Origin of the sequence: Photobacterium chitinilyticum, assembly GCF_004104355.1 — a bacterium.
GTDB classification, from domain to species: Bacteria; Pseudomonadota; Gammaproteobacteria; order Enterobacterales; family Vibrionaceae; genus Photobacterium; species Photobacterium chitinilyticum.
This window is the reverse complement of record NZ_RJLM01000005.1, coordinates 421,141-433,625: the sequence shown is the minus strand read 5'-3', so window position 1 is coordinate 433,625 and position 12,485 is coordinate 421,141. Positions and strand designations below refer to the sequence as shown.

The window sequence follows — 12,485 nt, the reverse complement described above, 5'->3', positions numbered from 1 at the left end:
AAGAGGCAGAATATGAAGAATTTTGTTGCTGGAGTAATCGCGCTTATTGTTGGTTTCTTTACTGTGACACTGGCAGCGATCATGGGGTTGTTCATAGGTATTGCTGCACTGATTGCCCGTCCATTTATCAAGAAGAAAGTGGCTGCTGCGTATGCAGAAGCGGTAAAACAGCAAAGCCAGAGCGGTGCTCACGAGAATAACTCGACAGTGATTGATGGCGAGTTTGATGATATTACTGACAAGCCTCAAGGCTCAAACCGCAGCCAAGCTCAAACAAGTGCTGGTCAATTTAATCAATTGCCTCAGTCGTCATAACACAAAAACACAGAGTGCCGGGGCTGTGCCCCGACACGAAAAAAACGCCAGCGAAACTTCTCGCTGGCGTTTTTGTTTTTATAGGCTGTTGTAACAGACTTGTGGCGTGTTATCAGATCCTAAATTTGCTAACTTCCGTATTCAGGTGTTGAGCGATGTCATTGAGCTCCTCAGACAGCTTCTGTGCATCTTGTGCTTCTGTTGAAAGCTGATCAGATACATCGTTGACGGCCTGGGTATTTCTGCTTATTTCATCAGTAACGGCACGTTGCTCTTCGGCGGCGCTAGAAATCTGAGTCGCCATGTCTGAAATATGCTGAATAGACTCAGTAATACGTTCGAGCGCATTGGTTGCATTATTGGCATCATCGACACTGCTTGTTGCTAGTGACTGGCTCTGCTGCATGGTATCAACGGCATTGTGAGTATTACGCTGCAGCGTCTCAATCATGCCACGAATTTCTTCAGTCGAACTATGCGTACGCTGTGACAATACGCGGACTTCATCAGCAACAACGGCAAAGCCACGTCCTTGATCACCAGCACGCGCGGCTTCAATTGCGGCATTTAGAGCAAGTAAGTTTGTTTGTTCGGCAATATCTTGAATAGTCGACAAAATGGCATTGATACCTTGAGCGTTGTTCTCTAGCTCTTTGATAATGCTTGCTGCATCTTCTACATGGTTAGCAAGGTGGGTGATTGATTCCTGATTACGGCTGATCACCTGTTTGCCTTCGTTGCAGCTATCCTGAGAAGCGACAGCGGCCCCCGCTGTTTGTTCAGCATGACTGGCAACCTCTTGAGCTGTTGCAGACATTTCATGAATTGCTGTCGCAATCTGTGAAATTTCATTTAATTGCACGCTCAAGGCTTCACTGGTCTGTAATGCCAGATCATGGCTGTCTTTAGCTTGCTGAGAAAGGTGTTCAGAAGAGCCTGAAATACCCGTTATAGAAACATGCAGTTTTTCGATGAATGCATTAACGTGTTTGCCAAGGCGACCGATTTCGTCATCTTGATCAAAGCTAATACGACGAGTTAGATCACCGTTACCTTGCGAGAGGTCTTCCATTGCCTCTGATAGCGTATCGAGTGGCTTTAACGCGCGCGAAATAAGGAACGTTGCTACGCCTAGCACCAAAATAAGTTGGACGATGACACTGATTATGGCATCGACTAATGCTTCACTGACGTGGGCATAAGCAACAGATTTGTCGAGAATTAAAGAGAAGTACCAGTCAGTTCCCGGAATTTGTCGGATACTAACTAAACTTTCAGTACCTGAAACATTAAGTGTGACAAGGTCACTTTGGGAAGCCACCTTTCTGATTAAGCTAGTATTAAATGCAGGATTCATCTCTGAGGTTGGTTTTAGTGTCAGAGATTGGTTGGGGTGAGCGATAATCGTACCGTCACCACTGAAGAGGGTTGCGAATACACCTTCTTGGTTGATTGCCAAGATGTCCTCGACGAGTGCATCAATAGAGACGTCGCCGGCAATTACACCACTATTCATTTTAGCGTTAAACGGTTTCGCTATAGTAATTACGAGCTTGCCAGAAGCTGCGTCAGTATACGGAGTGGTAACGACAAGCCCATTTGCCGCGGTTGCATCTTTATACCATGGGCGTTGACGCGGATCATAACCAGCCGGGAAAGTAACTGCTTTGCCGGTGAGCATTTCACCTTGCTGGGTACCTGCGTAAACCAAATCAAAATCACCGGAAGAGATTGCTTGTGCCAGAGAGGCTGTTGGTTCAGCTTGCTGGTTAAATCCGTCAATAGATGCTTGGACGATTTTCGTTTTACTTTCAAGCCATTGGCTAATAGTACTGATGTTTGACTGTGTGAGTGAGCTTGCTAATTGTTGGGTTGAACGATTTGCCTCGTCTGTAAGTCGTTCGCTGGTGAGCCATGTTTGCACAGCAGCGATAAGCAGGATAATTCCAGCAAATGTTAGGGAAAGCTTGTTTTTTATAGAAAGGTTCAAACTACCGTTCCTCTCGGTTTTAGGTACTTATGTACTGCATTAAAGTGTTATCCATTCATCAATAAATGGCTTTCAGTTGTTTTTAATATGTTGCAATGATGTTTGTTGTCAAATGTTTTCGTAAAGCCATTGTTCCTGATATTTTGTCACATTTTTGACTGTTATTGGGCTTTTTAAATGTGGAATTTTTACTCTATTAAGAATATTTAACTTTAAAAGTTTATTTATATGTTATTTAAGTTGTGAGAGTGATATTGAGGTTGGGTGTTGTTTTTAGCCTGTTCGGATGTGATGTGGCCGGATGCTTGATTCGGTCGCTTGTTTTGTAATGGCGCAGTAAAAAGTATGTAGTGAAAAATACGCGGTGTAAGTGGCGTTGGTGATGCTACTGGATGAGTATTGGTTTCAACTTAATGAATCAGGCAGTGTCAAAAAAATGGTGTTAATTACTTGTTGGCGCTTCTTTGGTGTTGCTTGAGGCACCTGAGAAAATCATTAAGGTCTTTGTTCTTTGCCGTGAAGTGGTAGCGCTTGTTCGAAGCTCGAAGTTCAAGGTGTCCGTTGTCTTGTTTTATTAGTTGTGTAAATACATCAAAGGCTTGTCTATCACTGGTCCCTCCGAGCATGACTAGTCGCGTAATACTGTACTTGTTACTGTTTTTACGCCAATTAGCAGTGAAAACCTCAACGGGGTGACCTGAGCGATAATAGCCGATATTTTCAAACCCTTGAGGATGGTTAATGTCGGCTTTTATCGCAATATAACGTTGCCTGTGGATGTTGTCAGTGATCATCGCTAATTGAAGATTGCTTTCAAACTGCTTTTGTTCATTCTTTTTCAGGTGATACAAATCCATGCGGCAGCTTTTTTCATTAAGTTGGGTAGTGCTGGTCGGGAGTAATTCTGCTTGTACTTGTAAAGAGAGAAGGCACAGAAAGAGAAAAGATTTAGTGGACCAACGTGTGAAAATACAACAACTCATATAACTTAACCCCAGCCGAATATTAAGATAAAGCTTAGTAATAGCTCCCGTTTGCATATGTCTCATTTTGAAAACAAATTGCAAAAATGCGAGTGTTTAGGGGTTATAGATTTTAGCTTTGACCATTCGACGGTATTGGCTAGGTGTAATACTAAATTGTTGCTGAAAACGGGTTGAGAAGTGGTAGGAGTCTTTATAGCCTACTTGCTCGGCAACATCTTGAACCGACATGCCAAAATCTCGTAAGAGCTGTTGCGCAGCCTCCATTCTTATTTTTTGTAGATACTGGTGCGGTGATTCTCCTACCTGGTCTTTAAACTTGCGGTTAAAACTTCGAAGCGGTAAACCACAATGGTCAGCAACATTTTGCGCCGTAATGGTTTTGGACAAATGTCGTTTCATCCAATCTTGAGCAAGGGCTATAGATTCATCAAACTGCAATTGGCCGCCAATTTGGTAAAAAGGTTGCTGGGTTGACTTTGATATTTCGTGGCCAAAATGCGTCTCGATAATGCCTGCTATCTTCTGACCGAAGTTTTCGGCAATCAGATAAAGGATCATTTCTGACTGGGAGTTAATGCTGCCAGTACAAAACAAACCACTGGCCCCTGTAATGGAAGCCTGTCGATTTAGGGTGATTTTAGGGTAACGGGCAGCAAATTTTTCGTAATAGTACCAGTGAGTTGTTGCTACTTGATTATTCAGTAAGCCGGTCTCTGCCAGCCAGGTGACACCAGTACCTGTTGCAACGAGTTGGGCACCTTGTTGATATTGGTGTTTAAGCCAAGGAATGATCTCTGGAGTCTGACGAACCGAGGAGAGTGGGTTTCCCCACATTGGCGGTAAAATGATAATGTCGAAAGTGTTCTTATCATCAAAGGTAGTGTCAGGCTGTAGTTTGAGCCCTGCCGATACATTAGGCGGTGTGAGTGAAGGTGCGACGATTTTGATTTCAAATGGCTTTTCGCGTTGCTGGTGGCGAGAACGTAAACTGGCGGCGCTGCTTAACATTTCTGCCGCTAGTGAGACGCCAGTGATTAGTGCTCGTGGGTATAAGACAAATCCAACATTCATTTTTGCATACCTCTGTTGTATACATTGGCTTGATCGTTGGTGATTTTGGCACATATGTGGGATGAATGAACAGTGTAAATTGGTAATCTATGGCCAACTGAATAAAAAGATATAGGCTTAGGATGACAAAGTTACCTCTAATTGTCGGGTTTGGCGGAATAAATGCTGCGGGGCGTAGCTCCGGCTTCCACAGTTACAAGCGCATGATCGCTGATGTATTATCCGATGACGAGATGCAGACCACCTGGAAGGATCTTGCTTTCCGAATGGGGCTTGCAGACAGTGAAGTGCTTGATTCTGAGCTTGTTGATGCTATTAAGGCTGGGACGTTAGTGCGTCGTATCGATTCATTCGACCCTGATAACCTGCTTTACCAATATAAAGCCTCTCTAAGCAGTGAAAGTGAGCAGATTTCATTTACCCTGCGTAAATCAAAATTACCCAATAAAATCCCTGACAACTGGGTGCTGGAAGACCTGGGTAATAAAGTAAAGATCACTGTGAACGGAGATCTGGGTGCTTTGCTTGAGGATCGTGTTTCTTTTCCGGTTAGCAGCGGCGGTAATATTCCGGCCGGCTTTGACCCGGGCAAACTCTACAATTCACGCTTTCATCCTCGAGGCTTAAAACTGACGGTTTACGGTGCATCTGATGCATTGAATTCCATGGGCGTGGATTGGGAAGAGGTACTGACTCACGTTAAACCTGATGAAGTTTCCGTTTATGCTGGAAGTGGTTTGTCACAAATTGACGATCACTCTTTGGCTGGCATGCTGGCTGCGCCACTAACGGGTGGTCGGGTGAGTACTAAAATGATGGCATTATCGTTTGCCGAAATGCCGGCAGATTTTATTAATAGCTATGTGATTAACAGTGTTGGTACTACCGGTACGAATATGGGGGCTTGTGCTACGTTCCTGTATAACCTGCGTCAGGGTATGTATGACATTCAACACGGTAAGTCTAAAGTTGTGATTGTCGGTAATGCGGAAGCACCGGTTGTTGCCGAGATCATGGAAGGCTTCCGTGTGATGGGAGCTCTGGCTGAAGATGAGCAATTAAAAACTCTTGATGACAGTGACAGCGTTGATAACTGTCGTGCATGTCGTCCGTTTTCATCGAATGCTGGTTTTACGATGGCAGAATCAGCGCAGTTTGTTGTTCTGATGGATGACGAATTGGCATTAGAGCTGGGGGCTACCATTTATGGCTCCGTTGCCGATGTGTTTATTAATGCAGACGCCAACAAAAAATCCATTTCCGCGCCAGGGGTTGGCAATTATGTCACAGTGGCAAAAGCGACGGCACTGGCAAAAGCTATTTTGGGTGAAGAGGGCGTCAAGCAAACTTTTGTCCAGGCTCACGGGACAGGTACCCCGCAAAATCGCGTGACAGAAAGCCATATCCTAAATGAAGTTGCGAAGACATTTGCGATTGACAGTTGGCCTGTTACCGCGATTAAGTCTTATGTTGGTCATTCAATGAGTGTCGCGGCAGGCGATCAGCTCATTGCCTCATTGGGTGTTTGGCGGTACGGCTGGATCCCGGGTATCTCGACTATCGACCATATTGCAGACGATGTGCATACATCGAACCTCGATATACTTACCGAACATGCCTTTGCTGGTGAACATGGCGAAGATTACAAAGCGGTGCTCCTTAATGCCAAAGGTTTTGGTGGCAACAATGCGACGGGGTTGGTACTGTCACCGGCACAAACACTGGCAATGCTTGGCAATAAGTACGGTGATAAGGCTCTGCTGGCTTATCACGAGAAAAATATACCGGTGAAGCGTATCGCTGACGAAAATGACAAGGCGGCTTGCACTGGCACTGAAACAATACGTTACCACTTTGGTGAACGTGTAATGGATGAAACATCAGTGTCAATGACGCAAGAGAGCATGAAGCTATCGGAGTTCGATCAGGAAATTGTGTTGCCTCAATTAAATCCATATGCTGATTACAGTTAGCTGAAGTATTATTAAAAGCGTGAAGTCGATAGTTATTATCGGCTTCACGCTTTTTTATTGGGCGAAGGAAATTCTTACTAATCCGTTAATTAAGCAACTATAAATAATATAATAATGATTATTCAGCTCGTGTTTGAGTTGGTTTGGGAGAATTTAATTGGCCAATATAATGCTGATCGCAAACCTTAACTGCGATCGTGTGATGCAGCTAGATAGGCCGCTGACGACGGGGGGACGCCATCACTATTTAGATGGCGGTCGACGCCTGGGCGGTGGCGGGGCGAATACCGGATTGGGTTTGGTGTGGGCCGGTCACAATGTTGCGTTAGTTAGTCAGGTAGGCAAGGATGAAACTGCAGACTGGCTATTGGCAGAAGCCAGTTTGAGTGGCTTGAACTGTGCATTGTTACATCGTAACGATGTAATGACGTCAGAGTTACTGCTAATTATGACACCTGATGGTGAGCGAACTATTATTCGCCCGCAGCGGCCTCGATTTATATTGGGTACGCCACCGGCTTTCTCTCGTTGGGATGCGCTATATATTAACTCTTCGGCTGAAGGTGCTGAGGTTTGGGCCCAAGCGGCATTAGAGCATTCACTGGTTATCGCGCAGCTCGCGAAAGATGAGCGTTTACGGCCATGCCACGTATTAATTACCTCGGAATCGGATCTGGAAGGACGGACAAATCTGCCAGTATGGCAATATGGCCAGAGCATTGCTGGCGAATTTCTGCGTTATTTCGTTATCACCGATGGTGAAAATGGAGCAAGGGCCTATACAGCAGAGGAAACCTTTTATGTGCCAGCTTTAGCTTCACAGGTGGTTGATACTACTGGGGCGGGAGATGCTTTTGCTTCTGGCTTGATCAATGGGCTTGTTAACCAGAATTCAATTATTGATGCGATGGCAGAAGGGGCAAAGTGGGCATCATTTGCTGTTGAAACCCAAAGTTCCATTCCCGGTGAAGAGTTGAAACAGTATTTATCCCAATCTACATAAGTATTTGATTACTATTGCTAGTTAAAAACGCTGATAGGTTGATACCTGTCAGCGTTTTTATTATCTAGAATCTAGACGATCGTCGTTATTTTTTCAGCTTAGTGATCTTTGACTTGTTAAGCACTGCGCGACGAAGACGAGCTCGGCGTTCTGCATCAGATTGATCCGTTGGATTGTTGGTGCGTCCACTGCGATCTTTGAATGCAGATTTAGTGTGCATTTTTTGTAGTAGGGCATCACGGTTCGCAGGCTCGTAGCCAGCAAGTTGAATTCGGCGGATACGTTGCTTGATCAGCTTTTCAACCTGGAGCAACGTCAGTTCTTCTTCACGGCTAACAAATGAGACTGCATGGCCTTCTTGTCCGGCACGGCCTGTACGGCCAATACGGTGAACGTAGTCTTCGGCCAAAAATGGCATATCGTAGTTCACCACATGCGGTAGTCCCTGAATATCCAGGCCACGGGCAGCGACTTCAGTAGCTACCATCACACGTGCTTTACCTTCCTTGAACTCGTCTAGAGCACGACGGCGTGCACTCTGTGCTTTGTCGCCATGGCAAAGAACAGCTTTAATGCCGTCAAGCTTGAGTTCTTTGACGAGCTCGTTAGCGGTTTCTTTATAGTTAACAAAAACCAAAACCTGCTTCCAGTTTTTCTTGCCGATAAGCTCAGAAAGAAGCTCGCGCTTGCGATCTTCATCGACAGGGTAAACAACGTGAGCCACTGTCTCGGCTGTCGCATTTTCCGGACTAACAGAAATACGTTTTGGTTTGCGCAGGAGCTCATTTGACAGCTTGTTCATCTGGCTAGAGAAGGTTGCCGAAAACAGCATTGTTTGAGGCTGGGTACGGATATCACTCATGATCATGCGGATATCGGAAATAAAGCCCATATCCAACATACGGTCAGCTTCGTCGAAAACTAAGAACTCAAGGTTAGCTAACGATACGTTATTGAGCTCCATATGCTCAAGCAGGCGGCCCGGAGTCGCTACAAGAATATCAAGCCCCTGCTCAAGCTTTTTCTCTTGAGAGGACATTTTGGTACCGCCATAAATAGCAGCCACATTTAGCGATACATATTTGGTGTAATCCTCGATATTTTTGGCGATCTGTGCCGCGAGTTCACGGGTAGGTGCAAGAATCAAAGCTCGAACATTAAAGCGGTTGCGCTGTTTTGGGTTGTCACAGATCTGCTGAATGATTGGCAAAGAGAAGGCAGCTGTTTTACCGGTCCCCGTTTGTGCGTTAGCAAGAATATCCTGCCCGCGACGAGCATGTGGAATCGCCTGTTGCTGTATTGGCGTTAATTTCTCGTATCCACACTCGGTAAGTGCGCGCACAATTTCCGGAGAAAAGCTTTGTGATGAAAATGACATTCTTTGTTCCTAAAGCAGACGGCTGAGCCTGACCAAAATACGGTCGCCGATTATAGATGAATTATGCTTGTCTGTGGCGACTAATTTAACGTGATTGATTGATATTTGCTCGTATTTTAACATTTGAACGGTTCATTTGCTTGGCTGGACGTTTTTATAGCCAATTGAAACGCCAGATCTTCCTTCCGCTTTGTGTAAATAATAGTTGGCTTGTTCAATATTTTGCTTTAGCAGTTGGCTAAGATGACGAACTACATCCCATTTGGGTGGGTTACCAGTGTTGGCGACGGCAGCAATGTAGGTAGCCAGAGCCTTGATAGATGACAACTTATAGTCAATGGCGATTTGCCTAATGTTACCTGCGCTCATGGCGAGTTGTTGGTAGCTATTTGATTGATAGAGTACAGGCAGCGATTCATGTTCTGTTCGCATTGAAGTAATGAAGTGCTGAATTAGTTGCATTGCTTTTCGCTCATTGCCGTTGCACTGGTGAAGTAAATCTTTATAGCTGATGAGTTCTCGCGGGGATAATTGAGAGGCAGGTTGTTTGCCTAATCTATGGTTAAATTGGCTAAGGTTATCTCGGAAGCTGGCTTCAAGTATCGGTTTGGAGAGAATTGCATCGGCGCCAGCTTTGATAAATTCGTTACGATTATCTTCAAGTACATCGGCCGTACAGGCAAAGATAACGGTACTTAGCCCCAATTGCTGACGAATGATTCTGGTTGCAGATAATCCATCCATATTCGGCATATGGTTATCCATTAATATTAAATCGAAGCTTTCTTGTCGGAGGATGCTGATTGCTTGGTATCCGTCTTTAGCTAGAGTAACGTTGTATCCCATTCGCTGACAAAAAGACTGTGCGACCAGTGCATTGATATTATTATCTTCGACAACTAATACTTTAAGCTTTTGTGGAAGTGGAGCTGATGTTGGTATATCCCGTGTTGCTGTTGCTGTTGCTGTTGCTGTTGCTGTTGCTGTTGCTTGCTCTTTGCTTGCAATATCAATGATGTCAACTTGCATGGTTAGTGTAAACGTTGTTCCTTTTCCGATGGTACTTTCAACTTTTGCGCTACCGCTCATCAGTCCTGTTAACTGTTTGACAATTGCGAGCCCCAGTCCGGTTCCACCATAACAGCGAGTTGTGCTTGATTCAGCCTGCGTGAATGGTTCAAAAATATGCTTTAACCGCTCTTTTCTGATGCCTATACCAGAGTCTGATATAGTAACGATCAGTAAAGATTCTGCGCATGTATCACAATGCTCTGTGCTTATGGTTAACGTGATCTCACCAGTTTCAGTAAACTTGACCGCATTACTCAAAATATTGTAAATCACTTGGCGAATTCTGGACTTGTCGCTTCTTAGTACCGTATTTAGCGGTAGCCTTGTATCAAGGTGAAGATCTAAGTTCTTCTTCTTACAAATAGGTCCGTAAGTTGCCTCTATCGGTTCGATGAGTTCAGAAAGTGGGAAAGTCTGTACCTCTAGTTCCAGCTTGCTTTGTTCGATTTTTGAAAAGTCGAGAATGTCATTTAGCAAAGAGAGTAAGTGTTGGCCTGATTCCAGCAAAATGCCGAGCTGTTTATGTTGTTCTGGCTGTTGCTCCGACGATGCCATTATTTGGGCCATTCCAAGCATACCATTGAGCGGTGTGCGTAATTCGTGGCTCATGACTGCAAGGAATTGAGATTTGGCTTTATTTGCAGAGGTAGCTTGTTGGGTCGCGATTTCAAGTTCTCTTGTGCGAGCTTTTACCTTGTTGTCTAACCGGTTTTGCTCTTTTTTAAGCGACTGTAACGATGCGTTCAGTTTGGATGACATCTTATTGAACGTTTTACTTAAGTGACTGATGTCGTCGCTCCCGTGTTCCGGTAACTTGTCGAAGCAGGTATCCTCACTGTCCGCAACGGTATCCATTGCCGCGATGCAGGCAGTGAGCCGATTTTGTACAATTATTCGATAGGTTATTAGAAGAGTAAATGTAATAGAGAGTAGGCCAATAAGCAGCGCTAAGATGATATGGCGGCTGATCAAGATGCCATTTGTTATCGGCTGGGTAATATCGGTCTCAACTTCTAAAATGCCACGCAAGTCACCAACTTTCCATTGGGAACCACTCGGATCTGAATTCTTATTATGGCAATCGACACAGGTTTGGTTGCTGAGAACATCGCTAACAGCAACTCGAAGATATGACTTGCCATCGGAATGAAACTCTTTGAAATAGGTACTTGTTGGATCAGAGGAAAGCGCCAGCCAGGCAGCGTGGCTGAATTCATCCAGCTCTCGATCCTTGCGGTTTGGAAACGGGTAGGGGCTATAGAGTCGTATTTGTGTTCCCTTGTCTTGGAGTTTTCGACTTATTTCCTGAACTAAAGAGGCTGGTAAAGGAACAATACCGTTGTTGTTTTGAAAATCAGAACTGACTATTAGGTCACTGTGCGCAATAACTTCTGACAACACGGCCTTCGAATAGACATCACGAAGTATCTTAAATTGGGTGACGGTGTTCTCTGAGGAGGCGATAGCCTGGCGAATTGTGTTAGCAGCAATGATCTGGGGGATATATGAATAAAGAAAGCCAAGGATCATCAGAAAAATAACAACAATGGGAAAGAGAAGTTTTTGGAAAGTGTTCACCTGTGCACCTTTCTATGAATAACGTATATATACGGCTTAATTCATATTGATAACACTATAAAGTTAGTCGAGATGTGAGGGGTTTTCCTGTATTTGTAATAAATTTGCTCAAGAATATGAATTATTTTATGAAGTGCTGAGGCATTGAGTGTCGATTGATAATGAGAGTGCTTTTCATTATCTGGCGGGCCGTTACAGTAAACTGTAAAAAGATAAAGGCCACAACAGCGGCCTTTATCTTAGTGTTGCTTGTGTTATTGAGCGATTGCTCGAGAACCAATTTTAACAAAGAAAGAATTATTACATTCAGCACATTTATATTTCTGGTACTGTCTATGAGTGACTGTTTTTTCCAGAAAATTTCTCTTTATACGATAAACGTTTGTGCCAACTTTACAGCATTCGCACATATAAAAACCTCAGCCAATTGAGTGCAGCGAGTGTACAGACTCTGTGCTACAAATGTCTGTGACATAGATCACCTATTGGCCGTGTTGAGTACAAAATATTGCATTCAACCAGTTGATTATGATTGGAGTTTCATTGGGTTTGTATGTGTTTTTTCGCGTACTGGGTTTGAAAGCGGGCCGTTTGGGTATAGTTGTTGCCGTTATCTTACTACGAATATTGAACTTCTTCTCAACAGGCGATGAAAAGAGGGTACATACTGTTATATACTATTCGTTGGACAACTTATCTGCCGATGGACAGCATTGGGCAAATGTGAAGTTGTGATAGTGTATTTTAAGGTAACAGCATGAATTTAAAGCAAGAGCTTCAGCAAATGAATAACCGTTTAGACAAGTTACGTCGTAAACTTGCTGGAGCAAAAGAGCGTGGTGATAAGGCAATTGCTGGCCAGGCAACACAAGAGATCGACACGATCACCAAAAAAATTAATAAAGTAAAATCACAGCAGAAGCGTCAGATGAGCCAACAAGGCTCCGACGTTAAGTCTCTGCCATTCAATCGTGTGCTGACCAAAGCGGAACAGGCCGACATGGGCAAGCTGAAGAAATCTGTGAAAGGTCTGGTTGTTGTTCATCCGATGACGGCACTTGGCCGTGAAATGGGTGTTAAGGAAGTGACAGGCTTTGCTCCAAAAGCGTTTTAAGCACCC

At 44.3% G+C, this 12,485-nt stretch carries 9 protein-coding genes; 4 read left to right on the top strand and 5 right to left on the bottom strand.

Annotation, left to right across the window (positions count from 1 at the left end; all coding sequences use genetic code 11):
- The first annotated feature begins 12 nt into the window (after positions 1-12).
- A complete protein-coding gene (locus EDI28_RS15090; RefSeq protein ID WP_128784704.1) occupies positions 13-315 on the top strand; it encodes an FxsA family protein in 303 nt (100 codons plus the stop codon).
- 112 nt (positions 316-427) lie between these two features.
- On the opposite strand, the gene EDI28_RS15085 is transcribed toward EDI28_RS15090, so the two are convergent.
- The 3 genes from EDI28_RS15085 to EDI28_RS15075 form a co-directional block, all read right to left on the bottom strand.
- A complete protein-coding gene (locus EDI28_RS15085) occupies positions 428-2,305 on the bottom strand; it encodes a methyl-accepting chemotaxis protein (protein WP_128784703.1) in 1,878 nt (625 codons plus the stop codon).
- 446 nt (positions 2,306-2,751) lie between these two features.
- Positions 2,752-3,345 (bottom strand): hypothetical protein, encoded by a 594-nt coding sequence (locus EDI28_RS15080; RefSeq protein ID WP_233353389.1) that lies wholly within the window; start codon positions 3,343-3,345, stop codon positions 2,752-2,754.
- A gap of 39 nt (positions 3,346-3,384) precedes the next feature.
- On the bottom strand, positions 3,385-4,362 hold the full coding sequence (locus EDI28_RS15075) for a GlxA family transcriptional regulator (RefSeq protein ID WP_128784702.1): 978 nt from the start codon (positions 4,360-4,362) through the stop codon (positions 3,385-3,387).
- A gap of 122 nt (positions 4,363-4,484) precedes the next feature.
- On the opposite strand from EDI28_RS15075, the gene EDI28_RS15070 reads away from it, so the two are divergent.
- Both EDI28_RS15070 and EDI28_RS15065 read left to right on the top strand, forming a co-directional pair.
- On the top strand, positions 4,485-6,335 hold the full coding sequence (locus EDI28_RS15070; RefSeq protein WP_128784701.1) for a beta-ketoacyl synthase: 1,851 nt from the start codon (positions 4,485-4,487) through the stop codon (positions 6,333-6,335).
- A gap of 157 nt (positions 6,336-6,492) precedes the next feature.
- On the top strand, positions 6,493-7,338 hold the full coding sequence (locus tag EDI28_RS15065; protein WP_128784700.1) for a PfkB family carbohydrate kinase: 846 nt from the start codon (positions 6,493-6,495) through the stop codon (positions 7,336-7,338).
- Between the two features lie 85 nt (positions 7,339-7,423).
- On the opposite strand, the gene EDI28_RS15060 is transcribed toward EDI28_RS15065, so the two are convergent.
- Entirely contained in the window at positions 7,424-8,716 is a 1,293-nt protein-coding gene (locus EDI28_RS15060) for a DEAD/DEAH box helicase (RefSeq protein ID WP_128784699.1), read from the bottom strand.
- Between the two features lie 132 nt (positions 8,717-8,848).
- Entirely contained in the window at positions 8,849-11,365 is a 2,517-nt protein-coding gene (locus EDI28_RS15055) for an ATP-binding protein (RefSeq protein ID WP_128784698.1), read from the bottom strand.
- A 757-nt stretch (positions 11,366-12,122) separates the two neighbouring features.
- On the opposite strand from EDI28_RS15055, the gene EDI28_RS15050 reads away from it, so the two are divergent.
- The gene (locus EDI28_RS15050; RefSeq protein WP_128784697.1) at positions 12,123-12,479 is read left to right on the top strand and encodes a YibL family ribosome-associated protein; all 357 of its coding nucleotides are present in this window, start codon (positions 12,123-12,125) and stop codon (positions 12,477-12,479) included.
- Positions 12,480-12,485: the final 6 nt, after the last annotated feature.